The 22,322-nt window shown below is 64.1% G+C and carries 21 protein-coding genes and 1 riboswitch; of the genes, 3 read left to right on the top strand and 18 right to left on the bottom strand.

The features are described from left to right. Positions 1–15 precede the first annotated feature (15 nt). The 7 genes from ACNFH5_RS06995 to cpaB all read right to left on the bottom strand — a co-directional run bounded on the left by ACNFH5_RS06995 (position 16) and on the right by cpaB (position 7,278). Positions 16–816, bottom strand: coding sequence for a tetratricopeptide repeat protein (locus ACNFH5_RS06995; protein ID WP_416744911.1), 801 nt, complete (start codon positions 814–816; stop codon positions 16–18). Next, on the bottom strand, positions 813–1,721 hold the full coding sequence (locus tag ACNFH5_RS06990) for a type II secretion system F family protein (RefSeq protein ID WP_416744910.1): 909 nt from the start codon (positions 1,719–1,721) through the stop codon (positions 813–815). The genes ACNFH5_RS06995 and ACNFH5_RS06990 overlap by 4 nt, the downstream gene beginning before the upstream one ends. 10 nt (positions 1,722–1,731) lie before the next feature. Then, on the bottom strand, positions 1,732–2,619 hold the full coding sequence (locus tag ACNFH5_RS06985; protein ID WP_416744909.1) for a type II secretion system F family protein: 888 nt from the start codon (positions 2,617–2,619) through the stop codon (positions 1,732–1,734). Next, positions 2,616–3,863 (bottom strand): type 4b pilus Flp biogenesis ATPase TadA, encoded by a 1,248-nt coding sequence (gene tadA, locus ACNFH5_RS06980; protein ID WP_416744908.1) that lies wholly within the window; start codon positions 3,861–3,863, stop codon positions 2,616–2,618. Before tadA ends, ACNFH5_RS06985 begins: the two co-directional genes overlap by 4 nt. After that, positions 3,860–5,044, bottom strand: coding sequence for a type 4b pilus Flp biogenesis protein TadZ (gene tadZ, locus ACNFH5_RS06975; protein WP_416744907.1), 1,185 nt, complete (start codon positions 5,042–5,044; stop codon positions 3,860–3,862). The genes tadA and tadZ overlap by 4 nt, the downstream gene beginning before the upstream one ends. 65 nt (positions 5,045–5,109) lie before the next feature. Beyond that, complete coding sequence (locus tag ACNFH5_RS06970) at positions 5,110–6,342, bottom strand: type II and III secretion system protein family protein (RefSeq protein WP_416744906.1); 1,233 nt, start codon at positions 6,340–6,342, stop codon at positions 5,110–5,112. A 15-nt stretch (positions 6,343–6,357) separates the two neighbouring features. Beyond that, positions 6,358–7,278 carry a Flp pilus assembly protein CpaB gene (gene cpaB, locus ACNFH5_RS06965; RefSeq protein ID WP_416744905.1) on the bottom strand — a complete coding sequence of 307 codons (921 nt, stop codon included), beginning with the start codon at positions 7,276–7,278 and terminating at the stop codon, positions 6,358–6,360. A gap of 376 nt (positions 7,279–7,654) precedes the next feature. Here cpaB and ACNFH5_RS06960 point away from each other — a divergent pair, with 376 nt between their 5' ends. From ACNFH5_RS06960 to ACNFH5_RS06950, 3 genes are all read left to right on the top strand, one after another. Beyond that, positions 7,655–7,849: a Flp family type IVb pilin gene (locus tag ACNFH5_RS06960; protein WP_413352176.1), complete on the top strand. Its 195-nt coding sequence runs from the start codon at positions 7,655–7,657 to the stop codon at positions 7,847–7,849. A gap of 155 nt (positions 7,850–8,004) precedes the next feature. Then, positions 8,005–9,900, top strand: a complete 1,896-nt coding sequence (locus tag ACNFH5_RS06955) for a methyl-accepting chemotaxis protein (protein WP_416744904.1) — start codon at positions 8,005–8,007, stop codon at positions 9,898–9,900. Positions 9,901–10,352: 452 nt separating this feature from the next. Beyond that, positions 10,353–12,242, top strand: a complete 1,890-nt coding sequence (locus ACNFH5_RS06950) for a methyl-accepting chemotaxis protein (RefSeq protein WP_416744903.1) — start codon at positions 10,353–10,355, stop codon at positions 12,240–12,242. A gap of 152 nt (positions 12,243–12,394) precedes the next feature. Here ACNFH5_RS06950 and ACNFH5_RS06945 read toward each other — a convergent pair whose 3' ends face one another. The 11 genes from ACNFH5_RS06945 to ACNFH5_RS06895 all read right to left on the bottom strand — a co-directional run bounded on the left by ACNFH5_RS06945 (position 12,395) and on the right by ACNFH5_RS06895 (position 22,289). Further along, entirely contained in the window at positions 12,395–13,873 is a 1,479-nt protein-coding gene (locus ACNFH5_RS06945; protein WP_416744902.1) for a helicase HerA-like domain-containing protein, read from the bottom strand. Positions 13,874–13,951: 78 nt separating this feature from the next. Beyond that, the gene (pncB, locus tag ACNFH5_RS06940; RefSeq protein ID WP_416744901.1) at positions 13,952–15,151 is read right to left on the bottom strand and encodes a nicotinate phosphoribosyltransferase; all 1,200 of its coding nucleotides are present in this window, start codon (positions 15,149–15,151) and stop codon (positions 13,952–13,954) included. Positions 15,152–15,241: 90 nt separating this feature from the next. Further along, positions 15,242–15,466, bottom strand: a complete 225-nt coding sequence (locus ACNFH5_RS06935) for a hypothetical protein (protein ID WP_416744900.1) — start codon at positions 15,464–15,466, stop codon at positions 15,242–15,244. After that, entirely contained in the window at positions 15,463–16,167 is a 705-nt protein-coding gene (locus tag ACNFH5_RS06930) for a lipopolysaccharide kinase InaA family protein (protein WP_416744899.1), read from the bottom strand. Before ACNFH5_RS06930 ends, ACNFH5_RS06935 begins: the two co-directional genes overlap by 4 nt. Positions 16,168–16,170: 3 nt before the next feature. Further along, positions 16,171–16,842 carry a class I SAM-dependent methyltransferase gene (locus ACNFH5_RS06925; protein ID WP_416744898.1) on the bottom strand — a complete coding sequence of 224 codons (672 nt, stop codon included), beginning with the start codon at positions 16,840–16,842 and terminating at the stop codon, positions 16,171–16,173. A gap of 82 nt (positions 16,843–16,924) precedes the next feature. Then, entirely contained in the window at positions 16,925–18,199 is a 1,275-nt protein-coding gene (locus ACNFH5_RS06920) for a sensor histidine kinase (RefSeq protein ID WP_416744897.1), read from the bottom strand. Further along, the gene (locus ACNFH5_RS06915; protein ID WP_017518075.1) at positions 18,189–18,872 is read right to left on the bottom strand and encodes a response regulator transcription factor; all 684 of its coding nucleotides are present in this window, start codon (positions 18,870–18,872) and stop codon (positions 18,189–18,191) included. The genes ACNFH5_RS06920 and ACNFH5_RS06915 overlap by 11 nt, the downstream gene beginning before the upstream one ends. A 145-nt stretch (positions 18,873–19,017) precedes the next feature. Then, a complete protein-coding gene (gene crcB / locus ACNFH5_RS06910) occupies positions 19,018–19,401 on the bottom strand; it encodes a fluoride efflux transporter CrcB (RefSeq protein WP_416744896.1) in 384 nt (127 codons plus the stop codon). Positions 19,402–19,465: 64 nt separating this feature from the next. Next, positions 19,466–19,528, bottom strand: a riboswitch (Fluoride riboswitch). Between the two features lie 73 nt (positions 19,529–19,601). After that, positions 19,602–21,242 (bottom strand): chaperonin GroEL, encoded by a 1,641-nt coding sequence (gene groL / locus ACNFH5_RS06905; protein ID WP_192431525.1) that lies wholly within the window; start codon positions 21,240–21,242, stop codon positions 19,602–19,604. Between the two features lie 48 nt (positions 21,243–21,290). Next, a complete protein-coding gene (locus ACNFH5_RS06900) occupies positions 21,291–21,584 on the bottom strand; it encodes a co-chaperone GroES (protein WP_009617968.1) in 294 nt (97 codons plus the stop codon). Positions 21,585–21,821: 237 nt separating this feature from the next. Beyond that, positions 21,822–22,289 (bottom strand): FxsA family protein, encoded by a 468-nt coding sequence (locus ACNFH5_RS06895; protein WP_416744895.1) that lies wholly within the window; start codon positions 22,287–22,289, stop codon positions 21,822–21,824. Between the last annotated feature and the right edge of the window lie 33 nt (positions 22,290–22,322).

The raw sequence follows: 22,322 nt of genomic DNA, 5'->3' as shown, positions 1-22,322 counted from the left end.
CCCTCCCCGCCCGCCTCAGCGGGCCTTGACCAGCAGCTTGGCGTCGCGCGCTACCGCCGGAGTCGACTCGACCAGCGCGGGGTGCGCGTCCTCTGCCGGATCGTCCACGTAACTCACGCTTTCGGCCTGCAGCGCCGGCTGGCTGGCCGGACCGGCGGGGCTGACCGGGCGCAGGTCCTTTGCCTGGTCCTGGGCCGCGCGGACCTGGTCGGCGGACAGCCCGACGCTCTGGATCAACCGGCTGGCCTCGCTGTTCTCACCCTGGATGAACATGACGCTGAGCAGGTTGGTGGCCGGCAGCTTGTCGTGCTCGTTCAGCTCCATGGCGGTGATGAACTCGAAACGCGCCTTCTCCATCTCGCCGCGACGCATCAGGACGTAGCCCAGGTCGTTGCGCAGGGCACTGTCGGTGGGTTGCAGGCGCGCCGCTTCACGCAGCTCGCGCTCGGCTTCCACGGTGTTGCCGCCACGCATGGCGATCTGTCCCAGGCCATGGTGGGCCTCGGCGGACTTGCAGGTGCCCAGCAGCCCTTCGTAGACGATGCGCGCCTTGGGATCGCCGATGCGACGCAGGGCCAGCGCCTTGCTTTCGCGTACTTCCAGCGAGTTCGGCGGCAGGGTTTCCAGGTTGGCCAGGGCGGCGTGGGCACGGCCGTTGTCGAGCATCTCGCGAGCCAGGTTGAGCTGCAGCTCCACCGCCTGGCCGAGCTTCTCGTCGCAGGTCTGTCCGACGTTCGGCCCGCCACCCAGGCTGTCGAGGTTGGCGCAGCCACCGAGGGTCAGGCCCAGCAGGCCGATCAAGCAGGCGTTTCTCATCCCATTCTCCCCATGGCCTTGGTGATCGCGAGGAATCCGGGCCCGGCGAGGATGATCAGCAGCGCCGGGAACAGCAGCGTCATCATCACCAGGCTCATCTTCGCCGACATCTTGCTGACCTTTTCCTGCAGGCCAGTCAGGCGGCGGTCCTCGAACAGGTTTTTGAGCGTCAGCAGCGAACCGCGCGCGCTGCCGCCCTGGCGCACCATCTGGCGCAACACGTTGCAGCAGTCGCTGAGCTCCCCCACCGCCAGGCGCTTGCTCAGCAGTTCCAGCTCGTCGGCCAGGTCCAGGCCGCTTTCGGCGTGAGCCAACACGCCATCGAGCTCTTCCACCAGCACCGGGACGATGTTCCGCCCTTCCCGGCAGACCACGCGCAGGCTCTGCTCCACGGTGAGGCCGGAGTCGAAGAGGATGCGGATCAGCTGGATGAACAGGATCACCTCGTCGGCCAGGCGTTGCCGACGCTGGCCGGCGAAATAGGCCAGCACCCGCTTGGGCAGCAGGAAGCCGATGCCGGCGGCGAAGGACAGCGGCAACAACGGCGATGTATGGGCGTGCCCCGGCGTGGCCAGGACCGCCAGTACAATGGTCACGAACAGTATGGGAACGAGGAAGATCGACACCAGGTAAATGCGGCGCGGCGTACTGCCGGACCAGCCGGCCTGGTTGAGCAGCAACCGGACCTCTTCGTCACGTAGTTGCAGGCGTTTGCCCAGGCCGCTGTCGCTCATCCGATCGAACGCTTGCGCCACGCGCTGACCGGCGCCGCGCGGCAGCGAATCGCCGCCCAGTCGCTGCTGGATCAGACGCTGCTCGCGGCCGGCGGCGCGGCTCTGGGAAAGCCACAGGAGGATCGCCGCCAGGGCCAGGATCACCACCATCAATCCGTACATCAGGGGCATGCCGGCCTCCTCAGACGCTCTTGAGCATGCGCCAGAGCGTATAGCACCCCAGCACCTGCAATCCCAGGGAAGTCAGCAGCATCAGGCGGCCGCCATGGTCGTGCCACATGTTCATCAGGTAGCCCGGATTGCTGAACAGGATGTAGGCCCCCAGGCTCACCGGCAGCAGCGCCAGCACCAGGGCACTCATGCGGGTTTCACCGGTCATGGCGCGCAGCTGACGACCGAGCTTCTCCCGCTCATGGATGACCTTGATGATGTTCTCCAGCAGGTCGGTGGTATTGCCGCCGTAGCGATGGTTCACCGCCACCCCGAGAGAGAGCACGTGCAGCTCCTCCACGTCATACAGTTCGGCCACCTCCTGCAACGCCTCGGGCAGGCTGATGCCCAGTAGCACGTGGTTGTTCACCAGCGAGAAGATTTCCCGCAGGGGATCGTCGGCAATATTCACCGCCTGGGTGATGGCGTCGCCCAGGGTGCGGCCGGAGTGCAGGCTGCGCACCACCTGGTCAAGGAAGTTGGGCATCTGCCGGATCATCTTCTGCAGGCGCCGCCGGTACAGCAGGTTGACCAGGCCATGGAACCCCAGCACGCCCAGGCCGACGCCACAGAGCGCGCCCACCGGCCCGGCCAGGCGCTGCCCGAAAAGCCCCAGCACGAGGGAAACCACTGCCGCTCCCAGCAACCAGCGCCCCATCTCCGTGATCCCCGCGCGGCGCATGCGTCTCGCCAGCCAGTGGCTGCTGCGTACGCGCCCTCCTCCGGCGACCACGCTCTCTCCGCTCAGGCGGCGCATCACCAGTTCATGGTGCCGCGCGCGCCAGCTCATGCCCGCCAGCGCCATGCCCAGCGCAGCCAGAGCCAGGCTGGCAACGACCAACCAGAGGGCGCCGCTCACAGCAGCACCTGACGGAACTTCAACCCGCCCGGCTGGGCAGTGCGGACAAATTGCCCGGTGCCACGCCGGTCGAGGCTGAACAGCGAGTTGGTGACGTAGACACCGTCACGCACGTCCAGCACTTCAAGTATCTCGCTGACGCAGCGGCGACCGTTGGACAGGCGGGTGATCTGCACGATGATGTCCAGCGCCGAGCAGAGCATCTGCCGCAGGGTCTGTTCCGGCACACGCTGGCCGGTGAGCCCCACCAGCATTTCCAGACGCAGCAGCGAGTCCATCGCCGAGTTGGCGTGCACGGTGCTCATCGAGCCATCGTGGCCGGTGTTCATTGCCTGCAGCACATCGAGTACTTCGACGCCGCGGATCTCACCGAGGATGATGCGGTCGGGACGCATCCGCAGGGCGTTGCGGATCAGGTCGCGGGCGGTCACCTCACCGAAGCCTTCAGCGTTCGGCGGGCGGGTCTCCAGCCGCACCACGTGATCGTGGCCCAGTTGCAGTTCGGCGGTGTCCTCGATGGTAACAATACGCTCGCGCTCGTCGATGAAGCTGCTCATGACGTTGAGCAGCGTGGTCTTGCCGGTGCCGGTGCCGCCGCTGATGAGGATGTTGCAGCGGCTCGCCACTGCCTGGCGGAGAAAAGCCAGCATGGCTTCGTCGACACTCTGGTAAGCCAGCAGGTCGGCGCTCTTGAGCAGTTCCTTGCTGAACTTGCGAATCGACAGGCAGGGCCCGTCCAGCGCCACCGGCGGGATGATCGCGTTGACCCGGCTGCCGTCAGGCAGGCGCGCATCCACCATCGGGCTGGACTCGTCCAGGCGCCGGCCCAGCGGCGCGAGGATACGCTGGATCACCCGCTGCACATGGTGATCGTCGATGAAGCGCAGGTCGCTCTGGTACAGCCGGCCTTCGTGCTCGATGAATACCCGGTCCGGGCCGTTGACCAGGATTTCCGAGATGCCGGGGTCGCGCAGAAGGATTTCCAGCGGGCCGAAGCCGGTCAGTTCGTCGACCACTTCTTCGGCGAGGCGGTCCAGCTCGTAGCGGGAGATCGCGAGCTGGCGGCGCGAGGCGTACTCGCAGACCTTCTCGGAGACGTACTGCGCCACCGCCGGCCGCGCGCCTTCGAGCAGGTTCATGCCGTCTTCGTCGATCTCGTCGATGATGTAGCGGTGCAGGCGCATCTTCAGCGTCTGCAGGTCCTGGTCGTGGCGGCTGGGGCCGCCGCCGTAATGCTGGCTCATGAGCGCGCGGCCTTCGCCCGGCCGATCCAGCTGAACAACCCGCGCTTCTCGGCCACGCCTGCACCCAGCGCTTCGGCGAGGTCACGCAGCTTCACCGTCAGAGGATCACGCGGGGCCAGCTCGAACAGGCTCTGGCCGACGTTCTTGGCGCGCAAGCGGGCCTCTGGCGAGGCCGGCAGGATGCCGAAGAGTTCCAGGCCGAACATCTTGCCCAGCGCCGGCGCATCCGGTGGCACCGAGGCCCAGTAACGCTCGATCAGCAGCTCGATGCGCGGCAGCGAAGGCGTGCGTTCACGCAGGCGGCGCAGGCGTTCCAGTCCCTTCTTGCACGACGGCACGCTCTGGTCCACCAGCCACAGCACGCGACTGGCCTGCATCAGCAGTTGGCCGCTGAGTTCGCCTTCGGCGACGCCGGTGAGGTTGATCAGGATATGGCTGAAGGCGCTGCGCAGGTTGCCCAGCAACAGATACAGCTCGGCGGTGGTGATGCGCTCCAGCACGCCAGGCTCATCCGAGAGGCTGAGCACACGCAGGCCGGACTCGTGGCGGGTGAAGGCGCTGTCGATCAGGGTCTGGTCCAGGCGCCGCAAATTGCGCAGGGCATCGGCGAAGGTGAAAGACGGCTCCATGCCCAGGATCGCCAGCGCCTCGCCGGTGGGCTGGCCGATGTCCACCAGCAGCACGCGGTGCTCCGCCTGGCGTTGCAGCGCCAGGGCCAGGTGCAGGGCGACGAAGGCGCCGTCGGCGTCTGGCCGGGCGCTGATCAGGCTGATCAACTCGCCCTGCTGGGTGGCACTCACCGGTACCGTGGGCAGGCGCCCGCCAAGACGGCGGACCAGCCCGCTCAGTTCGCTGGCACGGGCGCCGTAGGTGACGAAGTCCCGAGCTCCTGCGCGCATGGCGGCCAGTACCAGTTGGTTGTCCAGCCCATCGCCGACGGCCACCACCGAAAGCAGCGGTCGCGCGGAAACCAGCCCCTCGATCAGCGAGCCCTGGGAGACCAGGTTGGCCTTGTTCAGGCTGGTGAACAGGACCGTAGCACCGGTGACGTCGAGCAGCGACAGCAGCTCCTCCAGCGTTCCGCTGTTGGCCAGGACCACCTGCCCGCAGCCGGCCAGGCTGCTCTGCAGCCATTCCTGCTCGCCGGCATGCTGGACCAGCGCCACGAAAGTCTGACTCATGCCGGTGCTCCCTTGTTTTGCCTTGCCTCCCGCTCTCTGGCGGGTCAGCGCTTCGTAGGTATCCATCAGTGCGACATCCCGCTGCTGGCCTTGCGCTTGTCGAAGCGGCCGTCCTCGAGGAAATAGAACTCGCCGAACCCGGGGTCGTAGTCGCGCAGCCCTTCGCCGGGAAGCTTGGGCAGCGCGGCATTGGCCGCCAGCGGCTGCACCAGGTGCGGGGTGACGATCATCAGCAGTTCGCGGTCATCCTTGTCCAGGCTGGAGGAACGGAACAGCGCGCCAATCACCGGGATGCTGCCCAGGAAGGGGAACTTGTCGATATTGCTGATCGTGCTGCTGCTGATCAGGCCGCTGATCACGAAGCTCTCGCCGTCGGCGAGCATCACGCTGGTATCGGTACGCCGCACGGTCAGCGCGGGTACGGCGATGTCGTTGGTGCGGATGCCACTGGAGAAGTCCAACTCGCTGACTTCCGGCGCGACCTTGAGCGCGATGCGCTTGTCGTTCATCACGGTCGGGGTCAGGGTCAGGCGCACGCCGAACTCCTTGTACTCGATGGTGATGGTGTCCTTGTCGCCATTGGGCACGGGAATCGGGAACTCGCCACCGGCCAGGAACGACGCGCTCTGCCCGCTGGTGGCCACCAGACTCGGGCGCGCCAGGGTGTAGGCGAAGCCGCTGCCTTCCAGGGCATTGATGAAACCCAACCACTTGCTGCTGCCGCCGCCCCAGATGATGTTGAAGCCGCCGTTGGCATTGCCGAAGGTGCCATCGAGGTTACCGACGGGATCGACCGTCATGTTGCCCAGGCTGCCCGGAGAGCCCAGCACGAAGGTGTTGGAGCCGCGCCGCACCAGCGAAGTGCTGGCCTGCTTGAGCTTGCTGCGACTGACCTCGACGAAGCGGATATCGGTCTGCACCTGGTTGGGCAGGCTGCCGGCGCCGACGCCGGTAGCCCCGGCCACGTCGCCCACCGCACGCGCACCGACGCGCACCACGGTACGAATCGGCTGGTCGCTGCAAGCGGTCCAGATCAGCAGGCTGGTCAGGCCCTCGGTCTTGCCGGTGATGAGGAAGTCGCGCTTGTCGAGCACCTGCACGTCGGCGATGTTCGGGTCGCCGATGGCCAGGCGCTTGATCGGCACCGGCAGTTGCTGGTCGCGCTGGGCGCCCTGCTCGACGTCGAGGTTCAACTGCTGGTCAGCAAAGCCTGCGCAGGCGCTCGGCACGGCCTGCGCCGCGGAGTGGACGGCGCAGGCCAGCAATGCGGCCAGGGGAAGGATGAAGCGCTTGGACATCGATGCACTCCTTGCTCAATGTGCTTCACGGGAAACGGTGGTGCCGCGGTAGACCACCACGCCAGCGTCGACCTGCGGGGCGGAGACCTGGCGCACGGCGGGCGCCTGGGCCTGACGCGGCTTGCCAATAAGCTGCTCGAGGGTGATCGGCTGGCTGGAAGCGCCACCGAGCGAGGCCTGGATATAGCGGCCCTGCTGCTCCTTCTCGAAGAGGTTCTCGTCCTTGCTGCGCACAGCCAGGCGCAGGGAACCGGCCTGGCTGGCCAGCATGAGGCGCGAAGCGGCTTCGGCGGGTACCGCCAGCACGGCAGTGCGCGGCGGTTTGGGTGTCTTGTCCTTGGGGTCGCCGGCGTTGCGTGCCTGGCCGTCGGTGGCAACGGCGATCTGTTCGCCGTAGGTCAGCACCCGCACACCAGGCAGCACCACCTGGGCGCTGAGGCTGCGCTCGGTGCTCTGCTGATCCTGGACGAAGAGCATGACGTCGACGTAGTCGCCGGGGAGCACGAAACCGCCGCCACCGATGACCTCGTCCACGGCAATCGCCATGGCGCGCTCGTCCGGGCGGATGGTGCGGGCCAATGGTCCACCCGGCTCGGTGATGGCGGAAGTGAGGATATTGCCCGCCGGAACGGCGACCCAGACGCGCTGGCCGATCACCGCTTCAGGCTTGGGAAAGCTGCCAGCGGGCGCAGTGCGGAGCATCTCCACGCTGACATCGTCCTTGCCGATCACAGCCAGGGCCGGCAGGTCACGGGCGGCCACCACCACGGCGGTGCGCTGCAGCTTGTCGGCCTCGGCCATCGCCGCCGGCGCTACCTCCTGGACCACCCCAGTCACCGGCGCGGCCGGTTTGCCAACCTGTAACCCCAGGTACCCCACCACGCCAGCGCAAACCAACAACAGCCCGGCGAATACCATCAGCACCTTGCTATTCATGACGACGTCCTTGGGGAATGTCGAAAAATGCGGACCGAGGGTCCACGGCCTTGTCGTGAGAAGTCAGCCACCGGCACCGCCAGTGCTTGTCCTTCAGACCTTTATTGTTGTTTCGGCCAGGCGAGGAAGTTCGATAAGAATCATTCCTCATAATCAGCTTTTATTTGTTCCAAATCAGAATCTAGTAGCTGTGTTTAGAGCGTCAACTACGCCGGTTAAATTTACGACATGCAATTACTTATATGCCGAGAGGGTTATAACTTTGGTATTAGCGCTATTTGAACAATTGCATTCAGCCATACGACGCCTAGCCTGACGATGAAGTCGGGGCGCCGCCCCGGTGGTATTCGAGGGAGCACCCGTGATGGACCTGACAATAAAAAACCTGTCCCTGAAACTGTATTGCAAGGCCAAGGCATTCATGGCCGACAAGGAAGGGGCAACAGCGATCGAATATGCGGTTATTGCGGGACTGATCTCGGTAGTCGTCATCAGCGCGGCCGCGTTGATCGGAACCGACCTTGGCGTAATCATGGACAGCATCAAGACCGAAGTTGCAAAAGCGAAATAGCGGTTATTCCTGATTTCCGCTCTTCTACCTAATTGGAAGTTCCCGCGCCCGGCGCGGGAACTTGTTCTGCTGCGTGCATGAAAGTTTTCTAAAGTTGCGCCCTGCGCTGCCGATACAGCCTGCTCAAACCCGTTTCACAGCAGGATGCTTTACCGATGCTTCGTTCGCTGTCCTTCTCCAGGAAGATTCTCCTGGCTGCCTCCCTCGTGGTTACCTTCGCCTTCGCCTGTTTCATCTTCTTCAACGATTTGCGCCAGCGCGACGCGATCCACTCTGACACCGAATCCTATCTCTCCGAGGTCGGCAGCCTGACCGCCAGCAACATCCAGAGCTGGCTGGAGGGGCGCATCCAACTGGTGGAAGCGGAAGCTGCGCAACTGGCCGATGGCGAACCGACGTCCGAGCGCATCCAGCACGTGCTGGAGCAGCAGGTGTTCCAGAAGAACTTCGAATCGGTCTACCTCGGTGAAGCCGCCAGCGGCGTGTTCACCATGCGCCCCTATGCGCCGATGCCCGACGGCTACGACCCGCGCACCCGCGGCTGGTACAAGGACGCCGTGGCCGCCGGCCGGCTGATCGTGACCGAGCCCTTCCTCGATGCCGGCACCAACGAGCAGATCCTCGCCATGTCCATGCCGGTCATGCGCAATGGCCAGTTGGTCGGCGTGGCCGCCGGCGACATGAAGCTGGAAACCATCACGGCGATCATCAACTCGCTGAAGTTCGACGGCGATGGCTATGCCTTCCTGGTCAGCGACGCCGGCAAAATCCTTCTGCACCCCGATAGCAGCCTGATCTTCAAGAGCCTCGGCGAGGTCTACCAGCAAGGCGCACCCAAGGTGCAGCCGGGCGTGCAGGAAGTCAGCATCAACGGCGAGGACCAGCTGGTCTCCATGACCCCGGTGAAAGGCCTGCCGGGCGTGACCTGGTACGTCGCCCTGGTGCTCAACAAGGATTCCGCCTACGCGATGCTGAGCGATTTCCGCAACACCGCCATCATCGCCACCGTCATCGCCATCATCGCCATCCTGTTCCTGCTGGGCATGCTGATCCGCGTGCTGATGGCGCCACTGACCGACATGGGGCGCGCCATGCAGGACATCGCCCAGGGCGAAGGCGACCTGACCAAACGCCTTAACGTCGCCAGCAACGATGAGTTCGGCGTGCTGGCCAATGCCTTCAACCGTTTCGTCGAGCGTATCCACGAGTCCATCCGCGAAGTGGCCTCCACCGCACGCCAGCTGCACGACGTCTCGCAGTTGGTGGTGAATGCTTCCAACTCCTCGATGAGCAACTCCGACGAACAGGCCAACCGCACCAACAGCGTCGCCGCGGCGATCAACGAACTGGGCGCCGCCGCCCAGGAAATCGCCCGCAACGCCGCCGACGCCTCGCACCATGCGACCGACGCCAGCCATCAGTCCGCCGATGGCCGCCAGGTGGTCGAGCAGACCATCAGCGCGATGAACATGCTGTCGGACAAGATCAGCTCGGCCTGCGCCAACATCGAGTCGCTGAACAGCCGCACGGTGAACATCGGGCAGATTCTGGAGGTGATCAAGGGCATCTCCGAGCAGACCAACCTGCTGGCGCTGAACGCCGCCATCGAGGCCGCCCGCGCCGGCGAAGCTGGCCGTGGATTCGCCGTGGTGGCGGACGAGGTGCGCAACCTCGCCCACCGCGCCCAGGAGTCCGCGCAGGAAATCCAGAAGATGATCGAGGAGCTGCAGGTCGGCGCCCGCGAAGCCGTGGATACCATGACCGAAAGCCAGCGCTACAGCCTGGAGAGCGTCGAGATTGCCAACCGCGCTGGCGAGCGCCTGGCCAGCGTCACCCACCGCATCGGCGAGATCGATTCGATGAACCAGTCGGTCGCCACCGCCACCGAAGAGCAGACCGCCGTGGTCGACTCGCTGAACATGGACATCACCGAGATCAACACCCTGAACCAGGAAGGCGTGGAAAACCTCCAGGCCACCCTGCGTGCCTGCGCGGACCTGGAGAACCAGGCAGGCCGGCTGCGCCAGTTGGTGGACAGCTTCCGTATCTGATTCTTGCGAAGATGAAAAAAGGCGCCTTTTGGCGCCTTTTTTGTTCGCGAGCAAGCTCGCTCCTACAGGTCGGGGCTCTTGCAGGAGCGAGCTTGCTCGCGAACCTGCCCATCCCGACCCTACCACCAAATTCCGCTTTCTCAGGCTTGGCCCCAACCAGCCTGTATCACCGCTGAAACACCTACCACAGAGCCACTCCTACCGTTCGTCCGACTCTTTCAAGCTTCCCTCGGGCACGCCGAAATCAAGGGTGAAGGCCTTTGATACCAACCAACAAACCGGGCCTGTCGTCACCGCCGGCACAAGGGAGTTCCGGCCACGCCCGCACGGCTATCCGCCGCGCCGGCGCCGTCCGTTTCACACCACAGGAACGGACGTCCTGCGGCGACACCGGATCTGTCGCCCGGACCAACGCCGCTCAGGCATCCCACTACTTCCGGACTCGACGCAGCATGATCAAGAGCCTGAAATTCAGCCATAAGATTCTCCTGGCCGCTTCTCTTGTTGTTTTCTCGGCATTCGCCCTCTTCACCCTCTACAACGACTACCTGCAGCGCAACGCGATCCGCGAGGACCTCGAAGACTATCTGCGGGAAATGGGCGACGTGAGCGCCAGCAACATCCAGAACTGGCTGAGTGGCCGGCTGCTGCTGATCGAAAGCACCGCACAGACCATTGCCCGCGACAGCGCAGCGGAACATCTGAGCGCATTGCTGGAGCAGGACAGCCTGCGCAAGACCTTCAATTTCACCTACCTGGGCCAGGAAGACGGCACCTTCACCATGCGCCCCAACAGCGCCATGCCTGACGGTTACGACCCGCGCACCCGCCCCTGGTACAAGGATGCCGTCGCCGCTGGCGGCACCACGCTGACCGAGCCGTACATCGACGCCGCCACCCAGGAACTGATCATGACCGTGGCGACCCCGGCCCGCGCTGGCGGCAAGACCGTGGGTGTAGTCGGCGGCGACCTTGGCCTGCAGACCCTGGTGCAGATCATCAACTCGCTGGACTTCAGCGGCATGGGCTACGCCTTCCTGGTCAGCGGCGACGGCAAGATCCTGGTGCACCCGGACAAGAGCTTCATCATGAAGTCCCTCTCCGACATCTACCCGCAGAACACCCCGAAAATCGGCGGCGGCTTCAGCGAGGCTGAGCTCAATGGCCACACCCGCATCCTCAGCTTTACCCAGGTGAAGGGCCTGCCGTCCGTGAACTGGTACATCGGCCTGTCCATCGACAAGGACGCGGCCTACTCCATGCTGAGCAAGTTCCGCGCCTCGGCCATCATCGCCGCCGCCATCGCCATCGTCGCCATCCTGCTCCTGCTGGGCATGCTGATCCGCGTGCTGATGCAGCCGCTGACCACCATGGGCCGCGCCATGGAAGACATCGCCCAGGGCGAAGGCGACCTGACCAAGCGCCTGAAGGTCGCCAGCAACGACGAGTTCGGCGTGCTGGGCAACGCGTTCAACCGCTTCGTGGAGCGCATCCATGAATCCATCCGCGAAGTGGCCTCCACCGCGCGCCAGTTGCACGACGTCTCGCAACTGGTGGTGAATGCCTCCAACTCGTCCATGAGTAATTCCGACGAGCAATCCAACCGCACCAACAGCGTCGCCGCGGCGATCAACGAGCTGGGCGCCGCCGCCCAGGAAATCGCCCGCAACGCCGCCGATGCCTCGCACCACGCCACCGACGCCTCGCACCAGGCCGGTGACGGCCGCCAGGTGGTCGAGCAGACCATCAGCGCGATGAACATGCTGTCGGACAAGATCAGCTCGGCCTGCGCCAACATCGAGTCGCTGAACAGCCGTACGGTGAACATCGGGCAGATTCTGGAGGTGATCAAGGGCATCTCCGAGCAGACCAACCTGCTGGCGCTGAACGCCGCCATCGAAGCCGCCCGCGCCGGCGAGGCGGGTCGTGGATTCGCCGTGGTGGCGGACGAAGTGCGCAACCTCGCCCACCGCGCCCAGGAGTCCGCGCAGCAGATCCAGAAGATGATCGAGGAGCTGCAGATCGGCGCCCGCGAAGCCGTGGATACCATGACCGAAAGCCAGCGCTACAGCCTGGAGAGCGTCGAGATTGCCAACCGCGCTGGCGAGCGGCTGGCCAGCGTCACCCACCGCATCGGCGAGATCGATTCGATGAACCAGTCGGTCGCCACCGCCACCGAAGAGCAGACCGCCGTGGTCGACTCGCTGAACATGGACATCACCGAGATCAACACCCTGAACCAGGAAGGCGTGGAAAACCTCCAGGCCACGCTGCGCGCCTGCGCGGACCTGGAGAACCAGGCAGGCCGCCTGCGCCAGTTGGTGGACAGCTTCCGCATCTGACCGCGGCAGCTATGAAAAAGGCGCCTGCGGGCGCCTTTTTTTGTTCGCGAGCAAGCTCGCTCCTACAGGTCGGGGCGCTTGCTCGCGAACATCCCTGTTGTCTGGTTTCGGGGCGGCACTATCTGCACGATCGCGGGCATGGCCCGCTCACCTCAACGCCGCTTGCTACCGCCCAGCAGCGCGCCCATCAGCCCGCGCACCAACTGCCGACCAATCTGGTTCGCCGCCTGGCGCACCACCGTCTTGCTGACCTGGCTGGCCAGGGAACCGAGGATCTCGCCGGCCATACCGCCGAAGTCGGTGCCTTTCTCCTCCTTCCCCTGAGTCGGCGCCATCTTGTCGTCGGCGCGGCCGGTGAGCTTTTCGTACGCGGACTCACGGTCAATCGGCTGGTCATAACGCCCGGCCAACGGCGAGCGACGGATGACGTCGGCACGCTCGGCATCGGTCAGCGGGCCGATGCGCGACTGCGGCGGCGCCACGGCCACACGCTGGACCATCGCCGGCGTGCCCTTCTCTTCCAGCGTGCCGACCAGCGCCTCGCCGATGCCCAGTTCGGTGAGCACCTTCAGGGCGTCGAACGCCGGGTTCGGGCGGAAGCCATCGGCCACCGCGCGCAGGGATTTCTGCTCTTTGGCCGTGAAGGCGCGCAGGCCGTGCTGGATGCGCAGGCCCAGTTGCGCCAGCACGTCGTCCGGCAGGTCGCTGGGCGACTGGGTGACGAAGTACACGCCCACACCCTTGGAGCGGATCAGCCGCACCACCTGTTCGAGGCGATCCTGCAGGGCCTTGGGCGTGCCGTTGAACATCAGGTGCGCCTCGTCGAAGAACAGCGCGAGGATGGGCTTGTCCGCATCGCCGCGCTCGGGCAGTTGCTCGAACAGCTCGGCCAGCAGCCAGAGCAGGAAGGTGGCGTAGACCTTGGGCGCATCGTGCACCAGCTTGCTGGCATCCAGCAGGTGGATGCGGCCGCGGCCGTCGGCTTCGGGGCGCAGCAGGTCCTCCAGTTGCAGCGCCGGCTCGCCGAAGAAATCTTCTGCGCCCTGCTGCTCCAGCAGCGCCAGGCGCCGCAGCAGCGCCTGGGACGAGGCGGCAGTGAACAGCGCGCGGTCCTCGCCGAGCACTTCCGGGTGTTCCTTGAAGTGGTTGAGCAGCGCCTTGAGGTCCTTCAGGTCGAGCAGCAGCAGGCCTTCGCGGTCGGCCACCTTGAACGCGGCAAACAGCGCAGCCTGCTGGCTCTCGGTCAACTCCAGCAGGTTGGCCAGAAGCAGCGGGCCCATCTCGGACAATGTGGTGCGCAGCGGGTGGCCGGTCTTCCCAGCCACGTCCCAGATACTGACCGGGTAGGCCTGGGGCTTGTAGTTCAGCCAGGGCATGCTGGCGATACGCTCGGCCACCTTGCCCTGCGGGTTGCCAGCGGCGGCAATGCCGCACAGGTCGCCCTTGATGTCGGCGGCGAACACCGCGATACCGGCATCGCTGAAGGATTCGGCGAGGTGCTGCAGCGTCACCGTCTTGCCCGTGCCGGTGGCGCCGGCGATCAGGCCGTGACGGTTGGCGAGCTTCCAGGACTGGCCGACCGGCTGCCCGTCGGGGCCCGCACCGATGATGAGTTGGTTCGTGACTGACATCCGTTGTTCCCCTTCAGTGGGCCTGTCGCAATGAGTGCTTCAACAAGAGTGGCGCGTCCCGCCGCGCTTCGCAATCGACTAGGCCGGGACTTTGAAGACGTGCTTGAGGTAGTGCAGGAAGTTCTCGTCCTTGCACTGCGTCTTGCCAGGCTCGTCGGAAATCTTTGCCACCGGGTGGCCGTTGCAGGCGGTCATCTTCAGCACGATGTTCATCGGCTGTACACCCGGCACATCGCAGGTGAAATGGGTGCCGATGCCAAAGCTGACATCGATCCGCTCGCGCAGCGCGCGGTAGATTTCCAGCGCCCGTGGCAGGTTGAGGCCGTCGGAGAACACCAGGGTCTTGGTCAGCGGGTCGATACCCAGGTGCTCGTAGTGCCGGATGGCCTTTTCCGCCCATTCCAGCGGATCGCCCGAGTCGTGGCGCAGGCCGTCGAAGAGCTTGGCGAAGTACAGGTCGAAGTCCACCAGGAAGGCGTCCATGGTGATGCAGTCAGTCAGGGCGATACCCAGCTGCCCGCGGTACTCACGCACCCAGGCGTCCAGCGCGGCGGCCTGGCTGTCGATCAGCCGAGGGCCGAGCTGCTGATGCGCCATCAGCCACTCATGGGCCATGGTGCCCAGTGGCTTGACGCCCAGCTCCCGCGCCAGGTGTACGTTGCTGGTGCCGACGAAGTGGCCGGGGAAGCCGTCGCGCAGGTCGCGCACCACCGCTTCCTGTACCGGATAGGAGAAGCGCCGGCGGGTGCCGAAGTCGGCCATCTTGAAGCCCGCCAGTTCCTCGGCGCTGGCCTCCTTGCGCAGCCAGTCGAACTTTTCCTGCAGGCGCTCGCGGACCATCGTCAGCGTCGTGCCAGGGTGGCGGTGGCGGTTGCGCACTTCACTGATACTCGCGAGCAGCGGCACCTCGAAGAGAATCACGTGCAGCCACGGCCCTTTCAGGCGCAGGAACAGCTCCTCGTTCTCCACGCCCAGTTGCACATAACGGGGATTGAAGCGGAACAGGCCGAGGAAGCGGATGAAGTCGGGCTTGAAGAACGGGATACGTTCGAGGAAAGCCAGGTCCTGGGGGGAGAAGGACAGCTCCGCCAGGCGCTCGATCTGCTCGCGCAGCGGGTCCAGGTAGGCGCGCAGGTCCTCCTCGTTGCGGCAGCGGAACTCCCACTCCACCTCGGCATTGGGGTAGTTGTGCAGTACCGCCTGCATCATGCTCAGCTTGTAGAAGTCGGTATCCAGCAGGTTCTGCACGATCCGCCGGGAAAATGCGCTGTCGCTCATGCTCATCTCATTGCAGGCTTGAACCGGCAGTCTAAACCCGTCGCCCACAAAAAACCCCGCCGAGGCGGGGTTTCGAGTTGGAATCAGAAATCAGCGTGCTTTGCTCTGCGTCATCCCGAACAGGAAGAGCAGCAGGTCGTCATCCGGGCGGATGTCCTGTTGCTTGGCGCGCAGGTTGGGCGGCATCGGGCAGCTGTCCAAGCCGCCTTTTCCGGAAATGACCGAAGGCCCCGGCTCATGCCAGGCCGCCGCCGCCAGGGTCGCCACCCCGAGCGCGCCAACGAGGAGCAAACCTCGCGTAATTTCTAACTTCATGTCTGCAACCCTTTGATGGCGCTGCCAAACGCCGCTTGGTAACCATAGACAAAGGCCTGCCATTGCGCCTCTGTCCACGACGAGCGGCGTTTTACCTGGCGAAGATCGTGACGCGCGGCACGCTGGGCGCTGAAGCGCTGGCGAGCCTTTTCCATGTCAATCAGGGCCACTTCGATCTTCTCGCCGTCCACCTTCACGAACACATGCTTGAGGTAGAGGCAGCCATGCTGCCAGCGACCGGCGTTAAGTTTTGCAAGGGTACTACCGTAATGTTGCAGAATTCTTTGGTGCAGGGCTTCACCCCAGCGCTCCTGGTCGCCACGGGCGTAGCAGTCTTCCAGGCTGGTGAAACCGTCCAGGGATTCGGTGACCAGCAGCGCCTGCCACTCGCCATCGACCTTGCGGCAACCGGCGTAGACCAGCGTCGGCACCTTCACGCCCAGCGCTTCGGCGGCCTTGAGGGCGTTACGCTCGCGAATGGCGGTCGGATAACCGAAGGGATGCAGCAGGTCACGGTAGATGTGACCCATCTGCTGCTTGCGATAGAGCATGCGGCCGTCGGAGGTCAGGACTCGCTGCACGCCGCTTTCGCCGCCGCGCCGACGGTTGGGTTCCTCGACCCACTTGCCGGGCACCTGGAGCCAACGGTCGATGGCGTTCTCACCGGAAATTTGCTGCAGCGAAGCCAGATCAACGGCCATCCATCACTCCTTACGCAGAATGTAGACCCGCCACATGTGTACGAGCGGGACGAAATCAATGTGATCCTGGACCTTGAAACCAGCCTGGCGGAACTCCGCCTCGATGGTCTTGGCGGGAATCACGAAGCGGTTCTGGTAAGCGTGTTTCTTGCGATTCGACTCGGCGCGAGCACGTTTCCAGGACTTGAAGTTGCCATCGACCCACATCGACAGGATCACCGAATCACGGGTTACGCGGTGAAATTCGCGCAACATCGTCAAACGATCGTCAGATTCGCCGATATGGTGCATCAGGCGCATCGAGAAGATGCTATCGACGGCGCTGTCGGGCAGATCAATGGCAAACGCGGAAGTCTGCAAAGGTCGGACGCGTTTTACAACCTCATTCGGTTGACCCGCGCAGGCTACGGCAATCATGTCCGGGGAATTGTCCGCCCCGATGATCACCCGGTTCTCCTTTTCGGCCAGCATCGGCCAGAAGCGCCCGGCGCCGCACGGCAGGTCGAGAACCAGGTTGGGCTGGCCGGCAAGCTTGAGAGCCTGGCGGGCGACTTGGACATCGCGCCAGTGGGAAAGTTTCCGGGAGAGTCCGGCCTGGTGCTTGCGCAGGTAACGCTCTGCGTGCTGGCGGTCGTACTTTTGAGAGAACTCCAGGTCGACGGGTTTTTCAGTCATCGGATATTTACCTTTCCCGAATTCAGGGCGAACGATACAAACCAGCCTGTCACAGCCGGGTCATGCACTTGTGAAGTTTTCGTCAAACGATGGCTAGGCGAACTTCGAAGCGACAGCCATGGGGCTCGGCCGGACGCAGCGTGACGTCCCAACCTTCGGAGGCGCAGATCCGCTTGACCAGCGACAACCCCAGGCCAAGCCCCTCACCACGCGGGTTCTGGCCACGCACGAACGGCTGGAAGACGCGCTCGCGCTGTTCTTCAGGGATGCCGGCACCGGTGTCTTCGACCCAGAATCCGTTCGGTCCAAGTTGTAAGCGGATGCTGCCGCTTTCGGTGTAATGCATGGCATTGCGCAATAAATTGCTCATCACCGAGCGCAGGAAAGGCGCGTTGAATTGGCCGGGCATCTCCTGACCAACGTCATACTCCAGCGTCAGGCCTTTTGCCTCGATCGGACCACGCCACTGTGCGACCAACTCGTCGCCGATCTGCCGCAACCCGGCCTGGGAAACGATGGCCATGTCCTTGCGCTGAGCGCGGGCCAGCATCAGGAAGGTCTGCACCAGGTCACGCATCTCTTCGCAGGCACTGTTCATGCGAGCCAGCTGGGCGCGCGCCCGCGGGCTGAGACCCGGCTCTTCCGCGAGCAATTCGGAGCTGGTGGCGATCACCATCAACGGCGTCCGCAGTTCGTGGCTGACGTCACTGGTGAAGAGTTTCTCCCGGGTCAGCACATCGTGTAGCCGCCCCATGGCGTAATCGAAGGCTGCCGCCAGTTCGCCTACCTCATCGTTGGCGTAATCCGGCGACATCGGCGGCGCCAGCTCCAGCAACTGGTCGCGATGGCGAACCTGGCGCGCCAGGCGCGACACCGGCTCCATGACCTTGCGCGCCAGCAGCCAGCCCAGCAGCCCGGACAAGGCCAGGCTGAGCACATAGCCGGTCACGACGGCAGCGTAGAGAATCTGCTCGCGCGCCTCGAAATCGCTCTGGTCCTGCAGCAGGACGAAGCGGCGACCGTCAATATCACGCGCCAGCGCATGGAACGACAGCTCGCCGTCAAACACCTCATGGAAACCAGTATCCAGCCGGCGCAAGGCTGGCGGCATGGCGTAGACACCCGCGCCATCGCTGATGAAGAAACGCATGCCTGGGTCTAGCTTGGGAGCCTGGCCGTTGCCCAGGTCCTCATTGATGATGCGGTCCAGTTCGCCGCCCAGGTCGCGGGAGATCAGACGTTCCTCGACGATGTGGACAACGCCGACGATTCCCACCGAGAACAGGCCACCAACGGCGGCGGTCATGAGTACGAAGGCAAAGACAATCCGTCGGGAAAGGCTCTGCTTATACTCCATGCGCTTCCTCCGCCAGCTTGTAGCCGACGCCGTGCACGGTATGCAGCAGGGAGGAACCGAAGGGCTTGTCGATCACTTGGCGCAACTGGTGAACGTGGCTGCGCAGGCTGTCGCTGTCGGGGCAGTCGTCGCCCCACACGGCCTCCTCGAGTACATCGCGGCGCACCACGTGCGGGCTCTTCTGCATCAGTACGGCGAGCAGCTTGAGGCCGATGGGGTTGAGCTTGAGCGGCTTGCCGGCGCGGTTCACTTCGAGGGTGTCGAGGTTGTAGCTCAGGTCAGCGACCTGCAGCTCGCGTCGGCCCCCGCCCTGGCTGCGGCGCAGCACCGCTTCGATGCGGGCGGCCAGCTCGGAGAGTGCGAAGGGCTTGAGCAGGTAGTCGTCGGCGCCGGAGCGGAAGCCCTGCAGGCGGTCGTCCAACTGGTCACGGGCGGTGAGCATGATTACCGGGGTGTCGCGGCGCGCGTCTTCGCGCAGGCGACGGCACAGGGTGAAGCCATCCAGCCCCGGCAGCATCACGTCCAGTACGATCAGGTCGTAATGGGAGGTCGCCGCCAGGTGCAATCCGGACAGGCCGTCCTGGGCGCAATCCACCGTGTAGCCCTTGAGGCCCAGGTAGTCGGCCATATTGGCCAGGATGTCCCGATTGTCTTCAACCAACAGAATACGCATGTGCTCTCCTTTCGCGAACAGCACTCTAGCCTAACTGGCTTAAATGGAACTTAAACGCCTTTGACGGATTTTTCACACTTGTTCGCAGTGACACGGTAGCACTGCCGCGCTTCCCGAGGCCTGCCGGCGTCTCTTTCAGCAAGGCCTAGCGGCCCATCAGCGCGTGAACAGACCAGAGTCCGGCCAAGGTCATCAACAGGGAGCCGGCAAGGTGCGTGGCCACGGTGCCCATCGCCCAGGCCAGCCGGCCCTGCTGCAGCAGCACGACGACTTCGGCCGAGAAGGTGGAGAAGGTGGTGAGACCACCGCAGAAACCGGTGATGATCAGCAATCGCCATTCTGGCGCCAGGCCCGGCGTGTTGGCGAAGAAGGCGATGGCCGCGCCGATGATGTAGCCGCCGACCAGATTGGCGACCACCGTCCCCGGCGGCATGGAAGGCAGGAGGGTATTGAGCTTGAGCCCGAGCACCCAGCGCAGTAGAGCGCCGAGAGCGGCTCCGAGGGAGACGGCGAGAATCGATTTCCACATGGTCCTGTCCTGGGGAAGGTGTTTTGGACAGGCTGCAGGCGAGCGCCTACGCGCCTTTCCAGGTCAATGCGTAGGCATCATCAGCCACAAGGGCGGTTGAAGGAGGAATGCCATCTCCTGCGACGGATACTGGCATATCCGGCGCCCATGAAAAAGCCCCGCCTAGGCGGGGCTTTTTCGTACAGCAGGTGCCGGGTGGCTTACATCATGCCGCCCATGCCGCCCATGCCGCCCATGTCCGGCATGGCCGGAGCAGCCTTGTCGTCAGCCACTTCGGCAACCATCGCCTCGGTGGTGACCATCAGGCCGCCGATGGAAGCAGCAGCTTGCAGAGCCGAACGGGTGACCTTGGCCGGATCGAGAATACCCATCTCGATCATGTCGCCGTACACACCGGTAGCAGCGTTGTAGCCGAAGTTGCCCGAACCTTGCTTGACCTTGTCGACTACCACGCTCGGCTCGTCGCCGGAGTTGGCAACGATCTGGCGCAGCGGAGCTTCAACGGCGCGACGCAGCAGAGCGATACCGACGTTCTGGTCTTCGTTGTCGCCCTTCAGGCCTTCGATGGCTTGCAGAGCACGAACCAGAGCGACGCCGCCGCCAGGAACCACGCCTTCTTCCACCGCAGCACGGGTAGCGTGCAGGGCGTCTTCAACGCGGGCTTTCTTCTCTTTCATCTCGACTTCGGTGGCAGCGCCAACCTTGATCACGGCAACACCGCCGGCCAGCTTGGCCAGACGCTCTTGCAGCTTCTCACGGTCGTAGTCGGAGGAAGTCTCTTCGACCTGCTTGCGGATCTGCAGAACGCGAGCTTCGATGTCGGCTTGAGCGCCAGCGCCATCGATGATGGTGGTGTTTTCTTTGCTCAGAACCACGCGCTTGGCGTTACCCAGGTGCTCCAGGGTGGCGCCTTCCAGGCTCAGACCGACTTCTTCGGAGATGACGGTACCGCCGGTCAGGATGGCGATGTCCTGCAGCATGGCCTTGCGGCGGTCGCCGAAGCCCGGAGCCTTGACGGCTGCAACCTTGACGATGCCACGCATGTTGTTGACGACCAGGGTAGCCAGGGCTTCGCCTTCGACGTCTTCAGCCACGATCAGCAGCGGACGGCCGGCTTTGGCAACGGCTTCCAGGACCGGCAGCATTTCGCGGATGTTGGAGATCTTCTTGTCGACCAGCAGCAGCAGCGGGCCGTCGAGCTCGGCCACCATGGTGTCCGGCTTGTTGATGAAGTAGGGGGACAGGTAGCCGCGGTCGAACTGCATGCCTTCTACGACGGACAGTTCGTTTTCCAGGCCCGAGCCTTCTTCAACGGTGATCACGCCTTCTTTACCGACTTTTTCCATGGCTTCGGCAATGATGTTGCCGATGGAGTCGTCGGAGTTGGCGGAGATGGTGCCCACCTGGGCAATGGCCTTGGTGTCAGCGCAGGGCTTGGCCAGGTCTTTGAGCTGAGCAACGATAGCGATGGTCGCCTTGTCGATGCCGCGCTTCAGATCCATCGGGTTCATGCCGGCAGCGACGGCTTTCAGGCCTTCGTTGACGATGGCCTGGGCCAGAACGGTAGCGGTGGTGGTGCCGTCACCGGCAGCGTCGTTGGCCTTGGAGGCAACGTCTTTCACCAGCTGAGCGCCCATGTTCTCGAACTTGTCTTTGAGTTCGATTTCCTTGGCGACGGAAACGCCGTCCTTGGTGATGGTCGGAGCGCCGAAGCTCTTGTCCAGGATGACGTTACGGCCTTTCGGGCCCAGGGTCGCTTTCACAGCGTCGGCCAGGACGTTTACGCCGACCAGCATTTTCTTGCGAGCGGAATCGCCGAACTTAACTTCTTTGGCAGCCATGTTCTGTTTCCTCTAAATCGAATTCGGTGGGGAGTGGACGGACTGAAATCAGTCTTCCAGGACGGCGAGGATCTCGGACTCGCCCATCACCAGCAGTTCTTCGCCGTCGACCTTGATGGCGTTGCTGCCGGAGTACGGACCGAAGACCACCTTGTCACCGACCTTCACGGCCAGAGCGCGAACTTCGCCGTTGTCCAGGACACGGCCGGCACCAACAGCGACCACTTCACCGCGGTTCGGCTTCTCGGCGGCGGAACCCGGCAGCACGATGCCGCCTGCGGTCTTGGTCTCTTCCTCGCTGCGACGGATGACGACGCGGTCATGCAGAGGACGAAGCTTCATAGTCGTAACTCTCCCAAACTGTGATTTCCAACGGCCAGATCGATGCCCGGCAGGTTTTATTGAATCCGGCGGTGCCGGTTTGCGTCCCGGCTGGCGAGACGCGTAAAGAGCAGCCTGTCCAACTGACAGGGACCTTGCGGTGACCGGTACATAAGGTCGCTACAAGGCATTTCAAGGGTGTGACCAAAAAAAATTTGCTAACGGAGGGTGCTCCAGGCGGTCGAAGCCGCCCGAAACTCAACGCAGGCGGTCGCGGTCTTCCTCGCGGCGCTGGTACTCGCCTTCGATCACGCTGGGACCACTGCGTTGCTGGGCCGCCGGATCATCGGCGAAGGCCCGGCGACGCTCGGCCTGTTCCTGCATGCGCTGACGCACGCGGCCAAGCATCAGGCGGCGAGTGAAGGGGATCAGGCAAAGCAGGCCGAAGACATCGCTGATAAAGCCCGGCAGCATCAGCAGACCACCGCCCAGGGCGATGACCAGGCCTTCGAGCATTTCCTGCTCGGGCAGCTCACCGCGATTCAGGCGCTCACGGGCACGCAGCGCGGTGGCGACGCCAGCGACGCGCAGCACGGCGGCGCCGATGAAGGCGCCGGCGATAATCAGCAGCAGGGTCCAGCCCACGCCGATCACGCTGCCGACCTTGATCATCACGGCCAGCTCGATCAGCGGGAATAGAAGAATCAGGAAAAGAGGAACTCGCATCGATATTTCCTTGGCGGGGCGTTTGCCCAGATA

The organism is Pseudomonas sp. NY15435, from assembly GCF_048068295.1.
In the GTDB taxonomy this organism is placed as follows: domain Bacteria; phylum Pseudomonadota; class Gammaproteobacteria; order Pseudomonadales; family Pseudomonadaceae; genus Pseudomonas.
The sequence above is the reverse complement of the archived record's forward strand: the minus strand, read 5'-3'. Positions and strand labels throughout refer to the sequence as shown.